Consider the following 24,676-nt stretch of genomic DNA (forward strand, 5'->3'; position numbering starts at 1 on the left):
GGTAGTTAAGTCAACTACCCGTTTCTGTTTATCGATACTTTCTGCGTTTAAATATAGACACAAAAACAATGGCCCCCACCAGAACCGCAGACGATGCTACAACTGTTTCCATATAAATTTGGCCGCCGCTTTCAACCCTTTGCTCCTCAGGCATGAACCCACCGGGTGCCCCCCTATGCTGGCCATTATTATTAAACCCGCCGGGTTCCATTGGGAGCCTTTCACCGCCATTAAAATCTGGCTGTGTAGCACCTCCCCCATTGTTTTCTCCCAGATTGGGCGGCATCATGTTGTCAGGCCCTTTTTCCATTATTCCCCGCATGTTCCCCGGTTCAAAACCACCGGTTTCCGCTTCCACAACTAATTCACCGGAAAGCTGAGCCAGTATGGACGCTGAGCGCTGGGCTGCAAATTCCGGTAAGCTGTTTTCCCCAGACACCCCCTGTTTAAATTCCTCGGTGGTATAAAATTTAGTTGGGTCCCTTTCCACATAGGGTAAAATAATTGCTGCCACCTCTTGGGTAATGGATTGAATATGTTCCTCTGTTAATAAATTGATGGCAATTTCTTTCAAATGAGCTTCATATTGTTCCCTATATTCAGCCACCGATAGCAGTGCGTTTAACAATGGCCGATCTGCCAATGTTGTTCCGGAAACCGGCGTAGTAATGCTAAAATTAATACTGTTTTCGTTTATCAGTTTTTGGTTGCCAGGCATACCCATGAACTTACGGTTGGGCACGTCGGCATTTTTATTGGCCGGATTTTGTGTCTGATCTACCTGTTCGTTTTTATCAATCTCTCGGTTTCTTGCTCCACCGACAGCGAATCCACCAAAGGCCATGTTGTAATCCCAAGGGATAATGGAAAACACATCGTCCTGCTCATACAAATAGTAATTGTGTTTCATTGGTCCTTGGTAGCTGTCCAAACTCACTAAAGCGGTATTGGTGGCAAAGTAACGCAGCATCTCATCCACATCCACATGGGATGCTATATCTCCCCCATGATTAATGGCAGCGAGAAAATTTATCATTGCCGATTGATCTGAGGTTTCCACATTTGTTTTTAATATTAACCCTGGGTAATCTTTTATATCATCACTAATCCATTTCAGATCACTGCCAGTGCCTTCTGGTTTATATAAATCACCGCCACTGTCAGCAAAATTACGGGCGATAAATATCTCATCAATCTGTTCCACCCCTAAATAAAGTCCCCATTCCTTCCCGTTGATGGTGACATACATATAGGAGTTGGCTGGGCTGGGCAACCCCATTTCCGCTATTAATTTATAGGAAACATATTCCTTCATTTGGGTAGCATCACTAAAGTTATTATTCAGATTTAATTTTTTTAATCCATACAAATTTTGCTCACCATTGTAGTAATCAAAATCTATTTTAAAGCTATAACGATCGCTATCTTCCATCCTCGCCACCGAACTCAATGAGGAATTGCCTTTCACCCGCAAACCAACATGCTCTACTTTCTCCCCATTGATTTCTACAGTGGCCTCTACAATCTCTTCTGCCAGCGGATCTTCTAATATCTTTGTTAAGTCGCTTTCCGCCAGGGTGATGTTAACGGTGGTGACTTTGCTTTGATCAAAAACCCGCTCCACATAGGCAAAATTAACGTCACTTGCTTCCAGACCAAGACGTGGCAAAATAATAATTGAACCAGTGAAAATAATGAACAAAAGGCCGAAGACACCCCAAATATATTTGTTTTTGATCATCAACATACCCCTCTGACCAGGCTAGGCTGTAAAATTGCCATCATAGCTTAACATAACGGCAGAGGATACCCCTGCAAGCTTTGATAATTCAGCTAAGAAATCGGTTTGATTTGGTTTTACTCTCACTTCATAAGTAACTTCCGTTTCCTCACCGCTGATCACCGACTTGGACTTTAAAGAATATTTTTTTGCTTGCCGCGCAATGATTTTCTCCACTGATTTTTCAACTGTATCCGCCGAGTACTTAACGATTAATAAGTATGGATTCTCAATGGTAATGCGGTTGACAAAAAACACCATCACCAAACCAATCATCACTGATCCGATGGTGACCAATGGGATAAAACCGGCACCACATAAAATACCGGAAACAATGGCCCAAAACAAAAAGACTAAATCCATTGGGTCTTTAATGGGGGTCCGGAAACGTACAATTGATAGCGCACCAACCATACCCAGGGATAACAGCACATTGGATGCGATGCCCATAATGATCAGCGCTGTGGCCATGGTCATGATAATCAGTGAGATGTTAAAAGTGTGGGAGTAAATCACCCCGGAAAATGTCTTTTTATAGACCACATAAATGAATAATCCCACTGCAAAGGCCACCACTAAAGCAATTACCGAATCAACAAGCGAAAAACTCATTGTTTTTTCTAAAAAACTTGATTTAAAGATGTCATTAAAATTAAAGGTTTCCATGATTATATCTGGCCTCCAAGATATGTATTTTTACCCATACATTCTACTAAGCTGATATTTTGAATAGGCATCTCTACGCCGATCCATCATTTGCAGCGAATACTTAATAAAGTCCGGCAAATATTGGTCATATTTTACTTCCAGAATGACTAAATTCGGCTCCAAAGCCGGTACCATATTTATTTTGGGATTTAGTAAATCATTGTTGCGAAAGCTGGTTTTAATTGAACTGTCAAAGGTTACCCGCACGTTGCCATAGGGGTAAATATAGGCTTCTCGGGTATAGTCCACAATGGTAATGGGCTTCAATTGATAGAGCTTCATTTGCACATATAGCTCCCGCATCAGTGGCCGACTGTCATCTTCCAACCATTGATAATCACCGCATCTAATGCGTTCATATTCCTTGGCGCTAATCCGGCATTTTTCTTTAAAGGTCATGTAATCTCGCTTGCTTTTCTTTTCCAGATTGATATAATCCCTTTGATGATCATAAAGCCGCACCCGGAATTTGGCGCGTTTATAATAGCCCTCCTTTTTCTCGGTTAAAATTTTGTTATCAAAGTTATCAAAATACACACTGCGAATTAGATATTTGCCATCATTTTTCGCATTTTTATCCAGAGGCATTAAATACCTTAGCTTGTTTTTAAGCACATAATAATCCGCTTTAGAAATGGCATGTTTTAATTCCATCCGTCCTTTGCCGGTCATAAAAAACTCCTTTCTACTCCCTTAGTTTCTCATTTATTGCTGATTACTTGTCAGGGTAACATCAACAGTCTGCAAATCACCCTGGCGGTAAAATTTAATTTGCACTTCATCTCCAATGGAAGATTCGGTATACAAATATTTACGCAGATCATTATCATCTTTAATTTCTTGTCCATCTATGGCTACAATTACATCTCCCTGTTGAATTCCAGCCTTGGCAGCGGCGGAAGCTTGAGCGACATAAACAACCATTGCCCCATCTGTTAAACCCGGCGCCAATTTTTGCCTGTAGTACGGCGAGATTTCATTAAGACCTGCTAAACTAACCCCTAAATAAGGACGCACTACCTCTCCATTTTTTGTAATTTCATCAACCAGCGTGGCCACATCATTGCTGGGAATGGCAAAGCCTAATCCTTCTACGCCACTTTCAGTGATCTTTAAACTATTAATGCCCACCAGTTGCCCCGCTAAATTAATTAGTGCGCCCCCGCTATTACCCGGATTAATGGCGGCATCTGTTTGAATAACCTCCAAGTCCCACTCTCCAGCAGAGGTATCAACCGAAATAGTCCGATTAACTGCACTAACAATTCCTTGGGTTACGGTGCGGGATAAATCCAGTCCCAGGGGGTTACCAATGGCTAACACTTGGTCGCCCGCCCGCAGCGCGTCGGAATCGCCAAATGTCAAAGGCGTAATATCATAGTTACCGCTAATTTTTAATACCGCAATATCAGTTAATGAATCGGTGCCAACCAATTCTGCCGTCACAGTTTCACCATTATATAACGAAACCTCAATTTCCTTCGCCCCTTCAATAACATGGTTATTGGTCACAATATAAGCGGCATTAGCGGTCACTTTGTAGACAACCCCTGATCCAGTACCTTGTTTCTGTTCCACAGTGGAGCGGGTAAAGGGATTGCTTTGCTGTCCGATATTTACCACACCAACTATGGCTTTAGAAGATTGTTCAACAATATCGGCAACTGAAACAGTGGTTGTAGAGGATATGGTTGTCGCTAGCGGTTTAACGTTGACAGAGGCAGATGTTTCTTGTTGCATACCGCCATCGACAACCCCCCCATTGAAATAGTTAATGCTTGGTACTGCTACCAAGGTTAATACCGCTCCCATTACACCGGCAACGATATTGGTTAAAAATACCTTTAACCATGGTTTTTTTGTGGCAGTTTCCACAATTAATCACCTCTTTCTTCTATCTCTAACGATTGTTATTGTAACCCCCCAATGTGTCAGGAAAATGTCAAGGTAAATTTTTATATAAGGGGAATTGAAAATAAAAAAGCTACCAACATAAGTTAGTAGCTTAAAGAAACATTTGCTCGTTCACAGGCAAGCATGGAAGCCTTCTCTACAATTTAATCCGCCTTCGGTAAGCTAACGCGGAAGGTGGTACCGGCTGGCGAACTGGTTCGCAGTTCGAGATCGCCCCCCAGAGATTGGGCAATCATTTTACTAAAGGGTAATCCTAAACCCAGTCCGCCCACTTTATATTTTTTGTTTGCCCCTCGGTAAAAACGTTCAAAAATATAGGCTTGCTCCTCTTCGGGAATGCCTATGCCAGTGTCGGTTACATCAATGGTAACGTGATTTTGTTCCGTTCCCAGACTGACTTCAATTGTTCCCCCACTGCCAATGACATGTTTAGCATTATTAAGTAAATTGGTGATGATTTGCTGAAATCGAATGGGATCTACTTTTACCTCTACCGTTTCATCCAGCAATGACACCGCTATTTCAACATCCCCTTCGTCCTGGGTAATTTGCCATTGGCGAGTACAGTCCCTCACCAGCCTATTGATTGAATGAATTTCCTTTGTCACTGGCACAGCATTGGCGGCGAAGGTGTTAAAGGCCAATAAATCTTCCACCATTTTCTTTATTTTAGCTGTTTCTTTTAAAGATATTTCCAAAAACTCCTTGGCCTCAGCCCCTTCTACCACACCATCATTCACCGCCTGTAACAACCCGCTGATGGATGTGACTGGGGTCTTTAATTCATGGGTAACACCGGCCAACAATTCTGTGCGCAGTGTTTCCAGTTGCTTTAGCTTTTGGGACATCTCTTTAAAGGAATTAATCAGCTCATATACCTCTGCTTCCTTTACATCACTGGGAAGGTCAATATTATAATCCCCCTCTTCCACTTGCCGGGCCGCTGCTGCCACCTGCTTAATCGGTTTAGATAATCTTCCCGATAAAAAATAGATGGCCGCCCAACCCAGTAAAGCCAGGCTAATAATCATAACGGCCAATTGCCGATATTCCTGATTCACCCGGGACAGGTTTTGCTCTAATTCCATAAATACCACATAGCCCAACAAAAATGATGCCGTTTCAATGGGCTTTTTAACCACATATAAATGCCCTAATTTTTCATCAGCGGCTAACCTTTGCACTTCATCTTCATTATTTAATATTGCCGGATGTAACCGCTGTTCCATTGGATTTGGCGGACGGTTGCTGAAAAGTATTTTCCCTCCGGGATTGACAATATAAATGAAGGGGTTAATTTCCATATCTATAAGCCGACCACGATCAACCAAAAAACGGTGGACGTCCCTTTCCGGTGGCATTCTCTCTTCATTGTTATTTACAATGCGATTGGCAGTTTCTTCGGCCATAAACTCCATCAAATTTAAGCGGTTCTCCAATGTGCTATGTCGAATCCACAATGCCGAAATAATCGCCACCACCACCAGTCCAACCACCAGCGTGATTAAATACTGGGTGATCCAGTAACGCTGCAGTGGTATTTTTTTATCGCTATTTTTCATAAACACTAAACTGATACCCCAATCCCCGAAGTGTTCTAATTTCTCCCTCTGACACTGGCCAGTCTTGCAGCGCTTTTCTTAATCTTTTAATGGATAAATCAACCGCCCGGTCGCTGCCTTCGTACTCCCAGCCCCAAACCTGTTCAATCAATTGCTCCCTGGTAAAGGTTTGGTTTGGATATTCGACAAAAAACAGCAATAAAGACAAATCCCGGGGCGTTAAAGCAATTTCTTCACCGTCAACCTTCACCCGGTGGGCCTGCAGGTCCACCTCTAATCGTCCATAGCGCTTTACCGGATGATCACTTTTTTCTGATCGTCGCAACACTGCCTTCACCCGGGCTACCACCTCATCGCCCACAAAGGGTTTGGAAATATAATCGTCCGCGCCTTTATTTAAACCACTTAACCGATAATTGATGTCTCCCAAAGCGGTCAGCATAATAACGGGACAACTGCTTATCTCTCTAATTTCTTTTAAAATCTTCCAGCCATCCTTACCCGGCAGCATGACATCTAGTAACACTAAGGCTGGCTTCACCTCTTTAAATTTTGCCATGGCCTCATGGCCAGCAAATACTTGCACCGGGTGGAAATTGGCTTTTTGCAGATATGCCTTTAACACCTGGCTAATGGGATACTCGTCTTCAACAATTAAAATTTTTTTCATACTTCCTGCTCCAAACAATAAAATCTACTTTACTATATCATGTCTAGATGTCAGAACAATGTCAAGAAAACGCATTTTATTGTATAATTAGTTATAGATTTATTAAGGAGTGGTTTGAATTATGAAACTTGGCTTAATTAGATGTGCACAAACCGAGGATATGTGTCCTAGCACTACCTGCCTCAAAGTGATTAAAGAAAAAAAGGCGGCCTTCGAAGGTATTAATGAAGAAATAGAAATTGTCGGCTTCAATACCTGCGGCGGCTGCCCCGGTAAAAAAGCAGTCACCAGAGCGGCAGAAATGGTAAAGAGAGGTGCCGATGCCATCGCTTTAGCCTCCTGTATCACCAAAGGTAGTCCCATTTCTTTCACCTGTCCTTTTAACGAACAAATGAAAGCGGCAATTATAAAAAAATTAGGGGATAATATAAAAATCATTGATTATACACACTAAGTACCCGTTGAAGGAGCAAAAATTATGCATAATTTAGTCAAAAGGGTGGCTGCCATTCATGATTTATCAGGCTTTGGCAGAGGCTCCCTAACCGCAATCATACCTGTGCTCTCATTTATGGGTATCCAAGTATGCCCTTTCCCAACGGCAGTTTTATCTACCCATACCGGGGGTTTTAAAGACTTTACCTTTATAGATCTCACCGATCATATGGAAAGTTATATGAATCATTGGCAAAGAGAAAAAATAGAATTTGATTGTATCTATAGCGGCTTTTTAGGTTCACCAAAACAAATTGATATTATTTCAAGGTTTATTGACAACTTTAGAGACCAGTCCAACATGGTTGTGGTGGACCCAGTGATGGCAGACAATGGCAAACTGTATACAACGATGGATGAAACCATGGTTGAAAAAATGAAGGAATTAATTAAAAAGGCAGACATAATTACGCCAAACTTCACCGAAGCGGCCTTTTTATTAAATAAACCCATTGTCAATTCTATTACGGTAGAAGAAATTAAACAGTGGCTGAGGGAATTATCCGCTATGGGACCCTCCATTGCGATTATTACCAGTGTGCCGAATATTAATGAATTGGGCAATACATATGTAATGGCCTACGACCGACCAAATAACAAAATCTGGAAGGTTGGTTGTAAATATATTCCCGCTGAATATCCCGGCACCGGGGATACCTTTACCAGTGTATTAATTGGCAGTTTGCTGACCGGGAATAGTTTACCCATCGCTTTGGATAAATCAGTACAATTTATCACCACCGCCATAAGAGCCAGCTACGGATTTAATTATGATAAAAGGGAAGGGGTATTGCTAGAAAAGGTGTTAGATACCCTAAGATTGCCGGTGATGATCAACAGCTATGAGTTGGTGGAATAAGGGCACTAATGTAAAGGGGTTATTCTACATTTTGATGGTAGAATAACCCCTTTACATCTATTTCACACCCATTAGTTTCGCTGCATTGTTGTAAAAAACATCTGCTAAACCTTGCTCATCTAAGCCACTGGTTAACACCTTCTGCATTTCCACCGTTGGATGGTGGAAGGGGGCATCGGTGCCAAACATAATTCTATCCTTGCCAATTTCATCGTAGGCTTGTTTGATTTTGCTACCCATGGGCATGCCGGACATTTCCAGGTAAAGATTATCGTAGCGCTTAGCCATTTTTAAACTGGCATCAATGTAAACACCATGGCCGTGTCCCATGTGGATCATCACCACTTTAACTTTGGGAAAACGCTCCGCTAACAAACCAATACTCCATGGTAAAGAGTATGGGGGGTGTCCACAGTGGATAAACACCGGAATGTTCAAATCCTCTGCTGCCTGCATAATGGGATCAAGAAATTCGTCATCAGCAACGTAGGCATGCATTAGGGGGTGCAATTTAATACCCACAAAGCCCTCTGTTTTAACATAATGCTGTATTTTTCCAACCACCGTTTCTCCTTCAAAGGGACTGACAAATACAATGGGTAAAATTCTGCCGGGATATTTTTTATACGCAGCCGCAACGTTATCATTGTCAATAATATCGGTACCACATAAAATCACTTTTTCTATTTCATATTCATTCATTTGGCTAATTAAAGCCTCGGCATCAATTGATACACCGGCCCAACCACCAAAATCACCAATATGTGCATGGGCATCAATTTTTTTCACCACTATCGCTCCTTATATATTTTAAATTTTAAAGACAAATACATTATATCAAAGAATTCGTTAAAAGCCGCCTACGATAAATTCTTAGCCATTATAATTTGCTAAATTTCTGTTTGGATTGTTAATTAGTCGTATTTTGTTGAATATTGTATTCTAATGGCCTTTATGATAAAATAAATATAAGCTAATATCATATTCACTTGATTTACCCGCCTTAATTTTCAGGCGGTTTTTTTTATGTCTAAATGGTTACCCACATTATTTTGTGGTTAATCTTTGTTTTTCGGGAATAATAACGTCAGTGATTGGAGGTGGTGCAGGGATGTTAAAGGCAGTTAACGTACTGGCCAAGTTTGACGAAGTGCCGAGAAATGTTTTGGTGTTTATTGCCAACCATTCAACGCCGGACGGAATGTTGATTTACCCTGCTAAAAATATGGCCCGTGAGTTAGGCTATTCAGAATTTGAAGTTAAACAAGCCATAGATTATCTGGAGAGCCAAGGTGTCATTGACGTGCGGGAGGGTCAAGATAAAGAGGAACCAAATGTCATTCTCTATAAAGAAGAATGGTTATTATCTTAAAAAATGACGGCACCTTTAGTTTGGGTGCCGTCATTTTTTAAAGGTTATTTTTATATCCACTATTTCAGGTCGGTTGCCCAGCCTAATGGGTGGTCCCCAAGTACCAAAACCGTTAGAAACAATCACCTGCAGATTATCTTTAGCTAAATAGCCCCAGTCCACTTCAAATATCCTCTGGGTAATTAAATGGTTGGGAAATATTTGCCCCCGGTGAGTATGTCCCGACAGTTGCAAGTCTACGCCCAACTGATCGGCTTCAGCTAAATTATAGGGCTGATGATCCAGCAATATTATTGGTAAGCCTTTGTCTAGTTCTTTAACTAATTCTGTCAGTGGTTTTCTCGGTTGCCCAGTGGTATAGGTGCTGGATAAATCATTGCGGCCCACAACATAAAAGCTATCGGCTATTTTTACTGTTTCATCTATCAACACCTGCACGTTGGCTGCCTCTAAATTCTCCACCGTCTCCTGCACATGGCCGTTAATGTGCTCGTGGTTACCTAATACCGCAAACACACCCAAAGGGGGCTGTAGTTCCTTAAAGACATCGGTCACCCGCTGCTCGGTAAATAAACTGATATCACTATCCACCACATCACCCGCCAGCAACACAATGTCCGGTTGCAGTTCATTTATCATGTCCACCATCACCTGTAACCGATCGTCGTCTACAATTTTGCCCAGGTGGGTATCGGACACCATGACCACATGGAGTGGGGATAAATTAGATTGCTTGTCAATATTGATTTGATAACTATTAACCCATGGGTTGTGGGCGTTCCAAGTGCCGTAAGTCAAAACAGCCACCATTAAAACCAGCACCCCCACCGCCAACGGATTCACTTTGTTTGGTTGAAACCTAAACCAACTGGGCAAAAACCGTAACCGTTTATCCAGTACTTTAAGCAATCCAATTACCAGTAATATTAAAATCAGATAATAAAGGGCGGCCAGCCAATAGCCCCCCAGCCAGCTGAGTACCAACTGTACAGAGCTGGGCAAAAATTCATTTCCTATTCTAACAATCACAAAGGCCCAAGACGTTAACCAAAACAGTAGCCAAAACACCCATCTATTTGAATGGCTTAGGTGTTTAAATATACCATGCCAGGCCAACCGTCCCAAAAAATAATTTATTAAGCCATAGGCAAAAAATACCCCAATTAGTGCTAAGGTTGTTATCATATTTTTGGCCAACTCCGTCATTTAAAGTATTTACACACTACACAAATATATAGTCTAATTTTAAACTTTACATAAACCCTTCAGAATAGTCAATAGTTTTTACCATAATAAAAAGAGATGCCCACCGCACAATGTGCCGTTAGCATCTCTCTATTATTTTATAGAATTTAATGGTTAGTTGTAATTAATTACCTTCCATTTCTATAGTATCAACTTTAAATTTAATGACGGTGCTTTGTAGTTCAGTAGCTATTCCAGCTAACTGCTGAGCGGCAACAGATACCTGTTGCACTGCTGCGGTAATCTGTCCATTGGCTGTAGTAAGCTGTTGTGTACACTCATTAGCTGTTCTTGATTTTTTAGCTACATCTTTTATTTCCGCAGTACTCTTTTCAATAGCCCTAATTATTTCATTTAAAGATTTGTTGGCATTGTTAGCAATTTGTACTCCATCAAATACTTCTTTATTTCCAGTCCCAATTTTATCTACCGCCTCATCGACTCCCACCTGAATTTCTTTTACTAAGCTTGTAATTTCATTGGCGGCAGTAGCTGATTGTTCAGCCAGTATACGCACTTCCTCAGCCACCACTGTAAATCCACGCCCATGCTCACCTGCTCTGGCGGCTTCAATGGCTGCATTAAGTGCCAACAAATTTGTCTGGTCTGCTATGTTTGTAATGGTATTAATAATTTCGCCGATTTTGCTAGACTGTTCACCTAATTTATGTATTGCATCGTAGGTAGTCTCTGAAACAGCGGCAATGGATTGCATTTTAGCAACAGTTTGCTGCACAGCTTGATAACCTTGCTCGGCAATATGCTGTACCTGTTCCGACTCATAGGCCAATGTATCGGCACTTTTGGCACTCTGGCTAGATATATTGGCAAATTCAGCCGATGTGCCGGCCACTTCTTCTGCGGTGGCATTGACTTCTTCACTTGTGGCGGCTAATTCCTGACTATGGGAACTTAGCTGGTCTGAGTTCCTTTGAATGTCAGCCACAATAACCCTCAGGTTGTCCACCATATTTTTAAATGCCCGAGATAAGTTACCAATCTCATCCTGACTATTATGTAAATATATTTCTTGGGTTAAATCCCCTTCAGCCACAGCTTCCGCTGCTTGACTTAGTTTAGTTAATGGTTTAATTGATCTGTCAATTAACACAATGCTTACCAAACTGCCAATAACTAATAAAATTAAACAGGCAATAATCATGTGCGACTGGGTTTCATTAACCATATTAATATTATCTGTTAAAGAAAGGCCTATGGCAATCACGCCAATTATACTGCTATCTGCGCCCACCAACGGCATGTAACGAACGAGGTACTGGGTGCCGTTGATGTTCTCTTCTTTTGTTTCTGTGCCGCCGTTTTGTAAAACTTTAGTTAAGACATTTTTTTCACTTATTTCAGTACCAGTCTTAATTCCATCAAAACTGGAGCTGACTACTTCCTCTCCCTCAGTAACAAATACTTCTACACCAAATAAATTTGTAATTATTTGAGCCACATTGTCTTGGCTAAAAACATACCCTGCTGTGGCCACCCCAACAATTGTTCCAGCGTCATCTTTTATTGGCACCCCTGGCCTAATGGACAGCCTAACCAGCTTACCACTTTCTATCCCCACATTTGATTGTCCGGCGGCCGCTGTCTTGATGGCATATTGTTTAAAAATATTGTCTCCGTAATTATCAGGCTGATGGGTTTTAACCAGTGTATTTCCTTGGGGGTCTGTAATAACCATGTATTCCAATCCCGACTCCTTTAAAATTGGTGTAGTCACTGTCAGCAATTGCTCATGATCCTTAGCCTTGGTTGCCGCAATCACATCAGGATTCAGGGCCAAGGTTTCAGTTAAATTGAGCGCTGTATCCTTTTGCTGTTCTATAAAGGCCTTTACTGATGCCTCTTTGGCAATTATATTCCTTTGCATTTGGTAATCCATATTATCTTTAACGTTGTTAACACCAATGTAAGTACTAACACTTACCACCAGTAACATCAAAGAAATAACCATAAAGGTAAATTTAAATTTTAGCGATAACTTCATTATTTTGATCCCCCATTATTTTAAACACCAAAACCTCACTCGCTAATTTGAGTGAGGTTGAGTGTTATTTATAATTATTTGTTATGCGTCTCTACCGTAACCTTTTCCACATTGCCGTTAATATCAATTATTGTCCACTCAATTTCTTTTTCTTTCTTTTTAGGAATTAATTTTGCCGGGTAGTAACCCAATTGGTATGGAATTCTGGTTTCAATTGCTCCGGTGGGACATTCTTTAACACAGGCCATGCAGTCCCAACAGTCTCTGGCAGCACGGCAGAAGGCTATATTAGTGTTTTCATCTATTTCCATCAAGTCACCGGGGCAAATTTCCTCACATTTTCCGCAACCTTTGCATTTTTCCTTAATAATTACTGGTGGCATTAATATCAACCTCCTATTCTATGCTTTTAATCTATCACCAGGAATAATTTGTTCATATGGACGGGTAAACATTTCCACTTCTCCAGTCTCTGGGTTATAACGGGAGTTTACAAAGCAATCAAATTTTTCATCGTTCTTTTCTGGGAAGTCCGCTCTGGTTTGCCAACCCGGCCATCTGGTTTCTTCGCGGAAGGACAAGTGATGCACTAACACTTCGGCAACATCTAACCTATCAATGATCTCGTGGGCTTCCATTAGTTCGTGCAGGTCTTCAGCAACCAGATACTTCACTTGCTCCTTCATTATTTTGATATGGCGCAAGGCGTATGCTAAACCTTCTTTATTCATGCGGAAGAATTGGTGCACACCACCGGCATATTCATCCATTAGGCGCTGCAATCTTTCTTCCATTTCCCTTGGCTTAACCCCATCCCCAACGGTTTGTTGTCTAAAGCCTGGGGCAAAAATTCTTTCTTTTTCTTCTTTGATTTGTTCATCAGTAACTTGTCCCAGTTCAACATTGGCAGCATTTTCAGCCGCTGCCCTTGCTGCCAATAAACCCTCTGCAGCACAACCACCAACAAATTTATTGGGTGTGCCACCGGCAACGTCACCGCAGGCATACAAACCTGGTAAAGTGGTTTGTCTCTTTACGTCCACCCAATAACCACTGGCTGTATGGCCACCAACAATATATGGATCTGAACCGTAAATTTCAATGGGGTCTTTCGTTAAATCCTGACCTCTACCAGCTAAAAACAATACATAGCTAGGGCGTTCATTTAAGTAGTCCATCTTCATATCACGAATTTGTTCAGCAGTCATGTGGGTGGTATCCACAAAACATGGCCCTCTACCTTCACGCCATTCATCCATTGGCGCATTAGCCCTAATGAACCTTGGGGCGGCATCGCCACCCAGGTGAGCGTAACGGGTTTTTAAGATTTGCTCATTCTTGCAGTTTATCATCGGTGTTTTATAGCCCACAGAAATGGTATCAATGGGGCCGTTAAAGTCTTTGGTTCTGGTTGCACACCAGCGCATTTCGAAGGTGGTCATTTCTGCACCGGCGCGTATTCCGGCAGCATAGCCGGTACCCACGTTAAAGGGGCAGTACCACAACTGGTGATGACTATCGTTACCATCATTTTGGTAAGGCTTATATAATCCCGCTGCCCCACCGGTGGCAATTAAAGTGGATTTTGCTCTAATCACATATAATTTGCCATCTCTAACCCCGAAACCAATGGCGCCAACCACTCTTTCTCCATCAAGTAAATAGTTAGTAAATACCACCCGGTTTAAAATTTCACAACCCACTTCTCTGGTCTTTTCGGCCAAAATGACTTTCATTTCGGCTCCTCTAATGGTGATATCCCACTTGCCCCGGGTTTTATATTCCTCACTGTCTTCCTCATATTTAATGGGCATACCCCATTCTTCCCACTCTTCAATTGGTTTGTTTAAAACCTCTGCCATGCTGATGGTCAAATCTTCCCTTAACAAACCACCGGCCTGGGAACGACTCCAACGGACAAATTCTTCTATAGTGCGGTCTTTTTTAATATAGGTGTTGATGGCATCCATGCCACCGGCCAAACAACCACTGCGGTCAATATGAGCTTTTTCCATCAGCGTTACCCTTAATTCAGGGTTTACGCGCTTAGCTTCAATGCCAGCAAAGCATCCAGCATTACCAGCACCAATAATCAGGATATCTGTGTCTATCCGCACTTCTTCAATTTGATTAATGTTATTGGGCAATTTTGCTCTCGCCATAACGATGACCTCCTTATTAATTACAATTTATTAACTCATGGGCACCCAAATTGGATATCCGCAGAATGCATACCAAGGTAACATTACAAACACCATGTAGAGGATAACCATCAAAGTTAGGGGTGCACCTACTTTAACAAATTCCATAAAGCTGAATTCTTCGGTACCGTAGGCAATTAAACATGCGGTCACTGAAATTGGTAGAATAAAAGCAAAGCTGTCTACATTTAGCACCGCCATGGTAAATGAAACGGTGTTTAAATCTAGCATTGGTGCCATCGCTGCCACCACTGGAGCTAAAAGCGTCACTGCAGCCACGTTGCTAACTATGCCTAGCCGGAGAATTTGCACTACGATGCAAACAAACAAGGTAACGCCAATCCAACCCCAGGCAGGGGCTACACCTACCAAATGTGATGCCAACCAAGTATCAACCCCTGTTTTACTAAAGGCACTTACTAATGAAAGCGAACCACAGAGCAATAACCAAGTACCCCAAATGGTGTTTGACTGTACTTTTTTCCATGACAGGTTTGTCAAGCCAGGAATGAATAACAGCATTACCGCACCTAAAGTCACCACCGCCATACTTAAACCATGTATTTTTTCGGTAGCCCACAAAATAATTGCTAGGGAGAATGCTATTAATACAACCCATTCAGTAAAAGTCATTTTACCAAGGGAATTTTTTTGCCGTTGAATTTCCTCCATGCCACCAGGCACTTCAATGTTTTTTGTTTTTAACACCCAATTAACCCAGTAGTAAAGAATTACCATAACGCCCAGCAGTGGCCAATTCATCCAAGCCCAAGTACCCCAGGTAATAACATCTTTACCCATTGCTTGGTTAATGGTTTGGGCGACAATAACGTTTGACATATGACTGTGCATTAGTACTATTCCAGAAGCCAGCGATGCAAATCCAATTCCCACCATGGTGAGGGCCTTTCTTGCTCGTGCCCCTTCACCCTTTTTGTCAAAAAGACTATTTAAGCCAGATATAATTGGCAGAAACACTGCCCCTCTGGCATTGGTGGCCGGAACCAGTACTGCTGTTACCAAGTGAGCCCCCAATACCCCCTTAAGCAAACTACCCACCTTGGGTTTTACTTTTGAGACTATTCCCAGTGCAATTCGCCTATCTAAACCGGTGGTCTGCATTACAGCAGCCAGAATAAAACAACCCAAAATTAAAAAGGTTACATTTTGTGTAAAACCACCAAAGGCTTCAGGTATCTTGGGCATTGCCCCAGTTAACATTAACAACACAGGAATACCAAGACCTGAAATGCTAAGGGGCAGAGCACTGGTTAACCAAATTGTTGTGGCCCATCCCATAACGGCCAACGAAGCCCTTCCTGCGGCAGTGAGCCCTTCGGAAGTGGGAACCAAAATTAATATGGATGCAAATACCACCCAAGAAAGAATAAATCCAGGTAGAGCAAATTTGTTTAGCCCCGCCTCTTTAATATTTGAGTGGATTAAACTATTGTTAGCTGTAACGGCAATGTCGGTACTGCCATTTGCCATTTCAATCACTCTCCTTTGTTAACATTTAGGCGCCTTGTGATTGTCATAATTTTAACAATCCATTTTAAAATGGTACACCACAGTTAAGACAGTTTGTTGTCATATTTTAGATGTTCATTTGTCGCTTACGCGACAATTTAAAGACCAATATAAATAAATACAAAGGGCGTTTAAGAATCCCTTTGTACCGATTCTTAAACGCCCTAATTCCATGAACTGACTTTATTTATTCTATCCAAGTTTCTAGTTTTTTTAAATTTACTGCCACTATCTCTCTACCCTCAAATACTAAACAACCATCTTCTTTAAAAAGATTTATTAATGAGGAGATTGTTTGCCGGGCAGCCCCAATCATGCAAGCCAATTCCACCTGGGTTATCTTTAAATTAACCTTTATATATTCACCATCTAATTCTCCGGAGCGTTCAGCCATTTTTTTGATTATTACAGCCAGCCGTCCTTGTGCCTGATTACTGATGAAATCGTGGATAGTATTCTGCGCTTCTCTCAGTCTATCTCCCAATAAGCCCATGATCTTCATATTAAAAGCTCTGTCTTCGCTAAGCATTTTTCTGAATTCACTGCCATAAATCACATGAAGGCAAATATCATCCATTGCCTCTGCACTACATTCTCTTTCACCGCCACTAAGTATCTCAGCTAGGCCAATAAAGTCTCCGGCATAACGGAGTGCCACTGTTACTTGGCGACCATCATTCACTGTTCGATAAATTCTTACCCAACCACTTTTAATATAATAAACCTCATTGGTTCTTTGGCCGGCGGTAAATATTATTTGGCCTTTAGGGTAGTTGATTATCGAACTAATTGACAACAATTTTTGCTCTTCTTGTGCTGTCAACATCAATTCTTGCATGAAATTTGTCACCTTCCCTCGTTTATTGGCTAGGATTAGTATATCATTATTTTAACGTTGTGTTAATAGTGCTCACTTTCGCAAGCCTATATATTATTCCACACAGCATTTTACATGTTAGCTACAAATTAAAAACCAGGTCAAGGTGTTCACACCGTTGTCCTGGTTTTTAATTTCACGAAGCGAAATATTCACCGATCTTCCTTTTTGGGCAACCGGCCTGCCTTTTTGGCGGATTCCCTTAGCAAAAATTCTATGTGGCCATTAACACTGCGAAACTCATCAGCAGCCCATTTTTCCAACACTTCATATAAATTGGGGTCAATTCGTAGCGGAAAGCTTTTCTTTTTGGAAGCCATACTGCACCTTAACTGTAAAGGGTTCCGGTATTAATAACGGGCTGTGCTGATCTATCGGATACAATGGCCACCATTAAGTTATTAATCATCGCCACTTTTCTTTCCTCGTCCAACTCAATAGTGCCTTGCTCAGTTAATTTTTCAATGGCCATTTGGGCCATGCCCACCGCCCCTTCAACTATTATTTGCCTGGCCGCTAGAATGGCACTGGCCTGTTGTCTTTGTAACATCGCACTGGCTATTTCAGTGGCGTACTTAAGGTGGGTTAATCTGGTTTCCATTACCTCCACCCCAGCCACCTTTAAACGTTCCTGTAGCTCTTGGGCTAACTCAGCAGCAATTTCCTCGGTGTTTGCCCTTAGGGAACAACCTTGGTCTGTAAAATTGTCATAAGGGTATTTAGAAGCCACATGGCGCAATGCCGTTTCTGATTGAATAGTGACAAAGGCGCTATAGTCATCAACATCAAACAAAGCTTTGGCACTATCCACCACTTTAAAGACCACCACCGCTGCTATTTCAATGGGGTTGCCTTCAACATCGTTCACTGTCAGGGTTTCGCTGTTAAAGTTGCGTACTTTTAAAGATACTTTTTTAGCACTTGAAAGTGGTATCGTCAACCAAAGACCGTTTTCTCGAATGGTGCCCATGTAACGCCCAAAAAACAGCACTGCCTTAGCCTCATTGGGATGTACTAAAGTTAAACCAGTACAAAGAATCAACATCACTAAAACCAAAGCCCCAACTAAAACAATGCTACCGTTGAATAACGAAAAGGCAGCGCCAACTAGTAACCCCAGCAGCAATACCAAAAATAGAAACCCATTTACCTTCCACACCTTTTGTTCTGTCAATATTTTCAACCCCCATTTCACAATGATATACATATGATATCACTTTGATACTGGAAATGCAATTGGAAATAGTTTATACTATAGATAGAGGTGAAAATTATGTTAGATAACCAAATAAAAAGTCAGTTGGACGAGCTGGTGCAGTTATATATATTAATGAATAAAAAATATCGTTGGCGAGCAAATGACCTTACTGTTCGCTTCGGATCGTTTCTTTTCTGTTTAAAGGACAAACCCTTTGACGAAACTAATTTTGAAGAAGTGATTATGTATATTAAAAACAACACTGGTGTATTTTCCACCCACAGAAGTAAAAGCTTTGCCCTGGCACCACTATTAATTACCAGCTTCGACGATGCTAAACATGCATTTGATCATTTGCTTGATTATGAAAAGTTAATGCGTGATACAGGTTTTAAAAAGAGCCCTTACTTGACCATAGCCGCCTATGCGTTAATGCTAACTTGCCCGCCAAAACAAGTACCGCAGCGCATCGCCAAGGCCTATGATATTTACAAACGGATGAAAGGAAACCATTATTGGTTAACATCGGCCGATGATTACCCTGTGGCAATACTGTTGGCAGATATGAAGGATGACCTTGGTCAGATAGAAAGTGAAATGGAGAGGTGTTACCACCAGTTAAATGAAGTGGGGTTCAAAAAAAGTAACGGTTTACAATTTCTCTCACACTTACTGACTTTTAACCCCGCACCCGCTGAATCAAAGGCCATTCTGTGTCAAGAAATTGTAGATTATTTAAAACAACGCAAATTAGGTATCTCTGCAACTTATTATGGGGCCATTGGCTTTTTAGCGCTGCTGGGTAACGATGCTAAAAAAGCGCTACCGGAAGTGGTTACCGCTGTCAACTATCTTAAAAAGCAACAGGGATTTAAATGGTTTAACAAAGAATTAAATATTTTAATCACCGCATCCCTGGTATGCAATAAGTATCTGGAAGATAAAAAGCACCGACAAATGATGGCCACCACCATGGGCATCTCCATCGAAACAATGGTGGCGGCCCAAACTGCTGCCCTAATTGCCGCCACCTCGGCAGCAGCAGCAACGGCAGCGGCTTCGTCAAATTAAAAATAAGTCTTGTGTATTATTCAAAATGATCTCCATGGGAACCAAAGGGGAAAGCTCTTCAATGAAAAACCAGTGATGTAGTTAAAAATTTGCCGTCGCTGATAGTCAAAGTGTGGGTGTACCGTGGTCAGGTGACCAATATCCCATCGTGATAACAGACAAAGATATACCCCAGTGATAGTAACATGTTAACCACTGGGGCTTATCAGCAAAAAATTATCAATTTTTAGTGTCTGTTTCCATCAGCTTAAATTTTGCCACATGATGATTTAATTGGCCGTCAATGGTGGCCAGCTCTTGGGCCGCCAAAGAAACTTGCTGTATTGTTAAAGCCACTTGCTCGTTTCCCGCAGACAACTGCTGCATTCCTTCATTGGCCTTTTCAAAGCCTTGGGCAACCTGTTGAATTTCCACCGTGCTTTTCTCAACAGCTTTAATAATTTGTTTTAAAGAAGCGCCGGCATTGGTAACAGATTCCAGCCCGTGGCCCACCCTTTTTTGCTGAGCAGCCATTAAATTGACCACATTAGTAACTTCCGTTTGAATATCATTTATTATTACCGCAATTTCACCTGAAGCTTGGGCAGATTGTTCGGCTAGCTTACGCACTTCTTCAGCCACCACCGCAAAACCTCTGCCATGCTCTCCGGCCCGGGCTGCTTCAATGGCCGCATTAAGGGCCAACAAATTGGTTTGATCTGCAATGGTGGTAATGACTTCAATAATCTCTCCAATTCTATCTGATTTATTACCTAATCTACCAACCGATTCCCCTACCCCTTTGGCACCGATGGCCACATTATTAATGCTCTCCACAGTCTCCGAAATGGTTTTATTACCTTCCTCAGCCACTTGCTGCAGTAGTTGTGAATCCTTAACTACCTCCTCGGCATTTAATGCTCCTTGACTTGATGTGGTCGCCACTTCATCGGCAGTGCTGGCCATTTCTTCCACAGTGGCATTAACTTGCTGGCTGAAAGCGGCCAGTTCTTGACTTTGGGCACTGAGTTTGTCTGAGTTATGTTGCAGGTCGGATATTATGTAGTTAAGATTGTCAATCATGTGCTGAAAAGCAGTTGCCAAAACGCCAATCTCATCTTGACTTTGGATATCTATTTGCTGGTTTAAGTCACCATTAGCAACCTTTTCTGCCCTTTGACTCAATTTGGTTAGCGGCTTAATAATTGCACCAGCAATAAACAAAGTCAGCGCCAGTGTCAATAAGATAGCTATTAATGCCTCCATTATTGTTGTGTTAAGGGTGGCCTTTAATTCCTTTAATATTTCCACACGACTATTAACACTTTTAACATAACCAATTGCCTTTCCGCTGTAATCCTTTAATGGCACAATCAACGCCACTTGGCTATTATCTTCAGCATATATTGTTTTAGCTTCACCAGACTTCAAAATCTCTGCTACCTCTTGGTCATCAATTTTAAAAGGATCATCTTTAGTGGTGGCAATTAACAGGCCATTTTCATTAGTCTCCAAAGATACACCGCTACTCTGGCTATAGATATAGTACTCGCCACCAATATTTTGCTTCCACTTATTAAGTAGTTGTTCGGTAAAGCCCAATCCATATTCCACACTACCCACATGGTTGTCCTGATAAAATACTGGCATTACCACCCGAAAGCCAAAGCCACCGACCCCCTCTTCCAGGCCTTGGACCAGTGTCAATTTGTCATTGCACTCCAGCACGGTATTGCGAAATGATGACAGGTCGTCACCATACTTCTCCGGCATATGTAGGCGTAAAAAAGTGGTAGCCGGCGGCAAGTGAAATTGAAATTGCTCTATCCCCTCATTAGCCACCTGCTGATATATCGGCATGGCTAAGGCTTGCAAACGCTCCCGATCCCGTTCAGCAAAAACCCTTTGAATTTCTGGGTTCTCAGCAACCCCTTTGAGACCTATTCGGGCTTGGTTAAAAATACTGTTTAAATCATTGTTTATCGTTTGAGTTATTAGTTGATACTTACTTTCTTCCGCCGCCAGCTGCAATTCTACCTTTTCATTATAATTTTGCCAAATTAACGTCAACAAAATTATTGCTACTATAAACACAATTGGTGTAACAATCTTTATTTTCAGACTTAAATGCATACATATCCCCCTAACGTTATGTATCATTAAGCATTTGTTGCCACAATATGGTTATGATAGTAATCACAAGTATATTTTACTAACCCCGTTGATAAAATAAAGTCATCCATATGACATGTAGTGACAAAATTCACAAAAATTCTTTCAGAGGACAGGGACATGAGGGACAGATTTAATATCCCAATTCCCTAAAACTTACAAATACTGCTTTAATTAGACCTTAAATATTTTTCTTTTTAAGCATTCTTGCATCACAATGCCAGCTAAGAAACCAATACCCATGTTCCACATAGAAAATCCAGCAGTCACCAGCAGTGTATAATAAGCATCCTTTTCTTTAGCAACATCTCTGGCAGTAACAGCAAGTTCCAGGCCAGCAAAAAATAAAATTACACCCAGTATGCTCTCTGGAAATATTTTAAAGATCAGCAAAATCGAACTGCTAAAACAAAGGGCAGCCAATATCAATAGGCCTCCTAAGATGATAGTGGAACCACCAGTACGGGCACCAAAGCGCACGTGGCCTGCCAACCCCCCTGCCCCGTGACACATGGGAACACCCCCAAAGATAGGGGAAAATAGGTTTAAAAACCCCTGGGAAATAGCGATTTTCTTTTCAGTGACGGGATGTTCAGGAAATAGGCGGTTGTTTTCCGCAGTAACAGCGATAACAGCATTGCCCAATGTCATCGGTACCTGAGGAATGCCCAAAATAAGAGCCCCCATAAAAAAGTCATTCCAAGTAAATTCTCCTAAAGCAAACTGTGGTAGACGAAAATCAAAACGAATATTGGACAGTTCTTGAACCAATCCTGGGTTTTTAACTAGAGCAACTACCACACCAAAAACAATTAAGGCAAACATTGCCGGTATTTTCTTATTACTTAATAAAATAAATGTTAGCACCAGCGCAACAACCGCCACTGCAAAGTCGGTTTGCATCATTTGGGTCCCTTGCAAAATAAAGGAGAGACCTAAGCCAAGCACTATCCCTCTGATTACCGGTTTGGTAGTAATTTTAGAAACCACGTTCAGCGCACCGGTTGCCCCCATAATTAACCAAAAAAGCCCGGTAAAGATACCTGCACCCCAAACCATTCCCGGAGTGATCAGCGCTGCCTGGGTAATGGCAGCACCACCAATTGCCTTCATTGGTTGCACAGGAATGGGCGTTTTATAATAAGAACCCACAACAATTAACATAATGCCAAACATAAACAATACACCCAGCGGGTCCATCTTCATAATAGTGATATAGCCCACCAAAAAGGGTATTAACGTTCCCAGGTCCCCAAAGGCACCTGCCCATTCGGTTTTGTCAAAGCGATTTTTTAAAGCCATGCTAACACCTCACTTTATGCTTTTATCTGCAATTACTATATTAGATAAAACATGATTTTTCCCTTTGAGATTATGTTTTCTGTTTTATAATAATTTTTCAGTAAAAATTATCAAAAAAATAAAGGCTGTTGCCACAGCCCCTATTTAATTACCCCATAATATCTTCCATACTTTTACCAGCAGCCGGAATAAATAAAGGTTCACCAAATCTATCTATACCATATTCACCAATTATCCGTTGAGTGCGTGGGTTGATCATAAACTGCACAAAGGCTGCGGCGCACTGGGCATTTACTGTCGGGAATCTCCTTGGGTTAACCTGCATTACATGATAAAAGTTTAACAACAAGGGATCTCCCTCTACCATAATGGCATATTCTATATCTTTTCTTTGGGCTAGGTATGTGCCCCGATCTGACAGGGTATAAGCCCCTAGGTCTATAGCCATATTAAGGGTTTCTGCCATGCCGGCGTTGGCTAGCCGATACCAATCACCGCCGGGAACCACCCCTGCTCGTTCCCACAGTTCGAGCTCTCTAAGGTGGGTACCCGAGTAGTCCCCCCGGGATACAAAGGTTGCCTCACTGGCAGCTATTTGCGCCAATGCCCCTGGCGCCCTTTGCATTCCCCTAATGTTTGCCGGATCCTCTGCAGGACCGGCGATTATAAAGTCATTGTACATCACTAAACGGTAGTTGGTGAAATAGCCTTGCTCCACGTATCTTTGTTCCAAGTCCGGCGAGTGGGATAAAACCACATCAGCCTCGCCCCTGGCCCCCATCGCTAAAGCAGAACCAGAACCCACAGCATAAACTATAACATTGCAACCTGTTTGCCTTTCAAACATAGGTATTAATACGTCCAACAACCCGGTATCCACTGTACTGGTGGTGGTGGCTAAAACCAACTCTTCTTTAGGTTCAATTTTACTTGGTACACATAGCTTGTCACCAGGGTAAATTAGCTCAGGGTTAGTTATATGGGGGTTAGCTAAAATAAGTCTTTCTAAAGTAATGCCAAAACGCCGGGCAATACAATACATAGTATCACCGGCAACTACTGTATAAAGGCATTTGAACCCCGCTGGACAACTAGCAGGTCGCCGACAACTTGAATTAGGCATAGGGACACCTCCATCTGGTAATAAGGGAAATATTTCTATATTATATGTTGGCGGATCAATGTGGTGATTTCAGTAGCGCAGAAGTTATCGCATTATTCATATGCTAGATAATTTATCAAATTGTGGAGGGTTTTTATAAATTCAAAATTTAACATCCCAATCGGATATCTACCCGCTCCATTTACTCTCGACAGCCTTTGGTAGCAAGGACTTTATCTTGCTATGCAGATTCATCCAACTGTCGCTAGCCTCACCTGGAGTTCGTGGTCCTCGGGCCGGAGGTTTGCCGCCGACTTCCTTCAGATTCTACCTCGCGGTAGACACCCTTGTCTTAAGCTACGGCTACTACTACCTTCACCGTTCGGGACTTTCACCCTATAGATAATACCCATGCCGGGCGCACATAGAAAAAAGCACCCCTTCTAGGAAGTGGTGCTTTATAATATACATTGTTGTAAAAATAAATGGAGCGGGTGATGGGAATCGAACCCACGTACCCGGCTTGGAAGGCCGGTGCTCTACCATTGAGCTACACCCGCATAACAATAGTTTGTTTAACTGACAAAAGTTATTATAACTAAATTTCGTTGCGCCGTCAAGGTTTTTATAGAAAAGG

At 41.8% G+C, this 24,676-nt stretch carries 22 protein-coding genes and 1 tRNA gene; 4 read left to right on the top strand and 19 right to left on the bottom strand.

The genetic code is table 11. The annotated features are described in order from the left end of the window. Positions 1–28 precede the first annotated feature (28 nt). From V6C27_00580 to V6C27_00605, 6 genes are all read right to left on the bottom strand, one after another. Positions 29–1,741: a CotH kinase family protein gene (locus tag V6C27_00580; protein MEG6614922.1), complete on the bottom strand. Its 1,713-nt coding sequence runs from the start codon at positions 1,739–1,741 to the stop codon at positions 29–31. 21 nt (positions 1,742–1,762) lie between these two features. Continuing rightward, the gene (locus V6C27_00585; protein MEG6614923.1) at positions 1,763–2,446 is read right to left on the bottom strand and encodes a DUF4956 domain-containing protein; all 684 of its coding nucleotides are present in this window, start codon (positions 2,444–2,446) and stop codon (positions 1,763–1,765) included. Positions 2,447–2,476: 30 nt separating this feature from the next. Continuing rightward, the gene (locus V6C27_00590) at positions 2,477–3,160 is read right to left on the bottom strand and encodes a polyphosphate polymerase domain-containing protein (protein MEG6614924.1); all 684 of its coding nucleotides are present in this window, start codon (positions 3,158–3,160) and stop codon (positions 2,477–2,479) included. Positions 3,161–3,193: 33 nt separating this feature from the next. Beyond that, positions 3,194–4,363 (bottom strand): trypsin-like peptidase domain-containing protein, encoded by a 1,170-nt coding sequence (locus V6C27_00595; protein MEG6614925.1) that lies wholly within the window; start codon positions 4,361–4,363, stop codon positions 3,194–3,196. A 182-nt stretch (positions 4,364–4,545) separates the two neighbouring features. Beyond that, on the bottom strand, positions 4,546–5,964 hold the full coding sequence (locus tag V6C27_00600) for a HAMP domain-containing sensor histidine kinase (GenBank protein MEG6614926.1): 1,419 nt from the start codon (positions 5,962–5,964) through the stop codon (positions 4,546–4,548). Then, positions 5,954–6,634 carry a response regulator transcription factor gene (locus V6C27_00605; GenBank protein MEG6614927.1) on the bottom strand — a complete coding sequence of 227 codons (681 nt, stop codon included), beginning with the start codon at positions 6,632–6,634 and terminating at the stop codon, positions 5,954–5,956. The genes V6C27_00600 and V6C27_00605 overlap by 11 nt, the downstream gene beginning before the upstream one ends. Before the next feature lie 121 nt (positions 6,635–6,755). On the opposite strand from V6C27_00605, the gene V6C27_00610 reads away from it, so the two are divergent. Then, positions 6,756–7,088 carry a CGGC domain-containing protein gene (locus tag V6C27_00610; protein MEG6614928.1) on the top strand — a complete coding sequence of 111 codons (333 nt, stop codon included), beginning with the start codon at positions 6,756–6,758 and terminating at the stop codon, positions 7,086–7,088. 24 nt (positions 7,089–7,112) lie between these two features. Then, the gene (locus V6C27_00615) at positions 7,113–7,988 is read left to right on the top strand and encodes a pyridoxamine kinase (protein ID MEG6614929.1); all 876 of its coding nucleotides are present in this window, start codon (positions 7,113–7,115) and stop codon (positions 7,986–7,988) included. 57 nt (positions 7,989–8,045) lie between these two features. Here V6C27_00615 and V6C27_00620 read toward each other — a convergent pair whose 3' ends face one another. Further along, entirely contained in the window at positions 8,046–8,777 is a 732-nt protein-coding gene (locus V6C27_00620) for an amidohydrolase family protein (protein MEG6614930.1), read from the bottom strand. Between the two features lie 322 nt (positions 8,778–9,099). Between V6C27_00620 and V6C27_00625 the strand changes: the two genes are divergently transcribed. After that, the gene (locus V6C27_00625) at positions 9,100–9,360 is read left to right on the top strand and encodes a MarR family transcriptional regulator (GenBank protein MEG6614931.1); all 261 of its coding nucleotides are present in this window, start codon (positions 9,100–9,102) and stop codon (positions 9,358–9,360) included. A gap of 30 nt (positions 9,361–9,390) precedes the next feature. Here V6C27_00625 and V6C27_00630 read toward each other — a convergent pair whose 3' ends face one another. The 8 genes from V6C27_00630 to V6C27_00665 form a co-directional block, all read right to left on the bottom strand. Then, entirely contained in the window at positions 9,391–10,545 is a 1,155-nt protein-coding gene (locus V6C27_00630; protein ID MEG6614932.1) for a metallophosphoesterase, read from the bottom strand. A 184-nt stretch (positions 10,546–10,729) separates the two neighbouring features. Then, complete coding sequence (locus V6C27_00635) at positions 10,730–12,607, bottom strand: methyl-accepting chemotaxis protein (protein MEG6614933.1); 1,878 nt, start codon at positions 12,605–12,607, stop codon at positions 10,730–10,732. Positions 12,608–12,681: 74 nt separating this feature from the next. Next, positions 12,682–12,990, bottom strand: coding sequence for a 4Fe-4S binding protein (locus tag V6C27_00640; GenBank protein ID MEG6614934.1), 309 nt, complete (start codon positions 12,988–12,990; stop codon positions 12,682–12,684). Positions 12,991–13,008: 18 nt separating this feature from the next. Then, positions 13,009–14,769: an adenylyl-sulfate reductase subunit alpha gene (locus V6C27_00645; protein MEG6614935.1), complete on the bottom strand. Its 1,761-nt coding sequence runs from the start codon at positions 14,767–14,769 to the stop codon at positions 13,009–13,011. A 30-nt stretch (positions 14,770–14,799) separates the two neighbouring features. Then, on the bottom strand, positions 14,800–16,299 hold the full coding sequence (locus V6C27_00650) for an SLC13 family permease (protein MEG6614936.1): 1,500 nt from the start codon (positions 16,297–16,299) through the stop codon (positions 14,800–14,802). Positions 16,300–16,525: 226 nt separating this feature from the next. After that, entirely contained in the window at positions 16,526–17,164 is a 639-nt protein-coding gene (locus V6C27_00655) for a Crp/Fnr family transcriptional regulator (GenBank protein ID MEG6614937.1), read from the bottom strand. 203 nt (positions 17,165–17,367) lie between these two features. Continuing rightward, positions 17,368–17,535 carry a toxin-antitoxin system HicB family antitoxin gene (locus V6C27_00660; GenBank protein ID MEG6614938.1) on the bottom strand — a complete coding sequence of 56 codons (168 nt, stop codon included), beginning with the start codon at positions 17,533–17,535 and terminating at the stop codon, positions 17,368–17,370. 8 nt (positions 17,536–17,543) lie between these two features. Next, positions 17,544–18,389 carry an SPFH domain-containing protein gene (locus tag V6C27_00665; protein ID MEG6614939.1) on the bottom strand — a complete coding sequence of 282 codons (846 nt, stop codon included), beginning with the start codon at positions 18,387–18,389 and terminating at the stop codon, positions 17,544–17,546. Between the two features lie 99 nt (positions 18,390–18,488). Between V6C27_00665 and V6C27_00670 the strand changes: the two genes are divergently transcribed. Next, the gene (locus V6C27_00670; GenBank protein MEG6614940.1) at positions 18,489–19,484 is read left to right on the top strand and encodes a DUF4003 family protein; all 996 of its coding nucleotides are present in this window, start codon (positions 18,489–18,491) and stop codon (positions 19,482–19,484) included. Positions 19,485–19,703: 219 nt separating this feature from the next. Here the strand turns inward: V6C27_00670 and V6C27_00675 are convergent, their stop codons facing one another. The 4 genes from V6C27_00675 to V6C27_00690 all read right to left on the bottom strand — a co-directional run bounded on the left by V6C27_00675 (position 19,704) and on the right by V6C27_00690 (position 24,599). After that, complete coding sequence (locus tag V6C27_00675) at positions 19,704–21,596, bottom strand: methyl-accepting chemotaxis protein (GenBank protein MEG6614941.1); 1,893 nt, start codon at positions 21,594–21,596, stop codon at positions 19,704–19,706. Between the two features lie 213 nt (positions 21,597–21,809). Then, positions 21,810–22,937: a putative sulfate/molybdate transporter gene (locus tag V6C27_00680; GenBank protein ID MEG6614942.1), complete on the bottom strand. Its 1,128-nt coding sequence runs from the start codon at positions 22,935–22,937 to the stop codon at positions 21,810–21,812. A 148-nt stretch (positions 22,938–23,085) separates the two neighbouring features. Beyond that, positions 23,086–24,060, bottom strand: coding sequence for a substrate-binding domain-containing protein (locus tag V6C27_00685; GenBank protein ID MEG6614943.1), 975 nt, complete (start codon positions 24,058–24,060; stop codon positions 23,086–23,088). Positions 24,061–24,525: 465 nt separating this feature from the next. Then, positions 24,526–24,599 (bottom strand) — tRNA-Gly (locus V6C27_00690). Positions 24,600–24,676 lie beyond the last annotated feature (77 nt).

It is taken from the genome of Peptococcaceae bacterium 1198_IL3148, assembly GCA_036763105.1.
Classification (GTDB): domain Bacteria; phylum Bacillota; class Desulfotomaculia; order Desulfotomaculales; family Desulfohalotomaculaceae; genus JBAIYS01.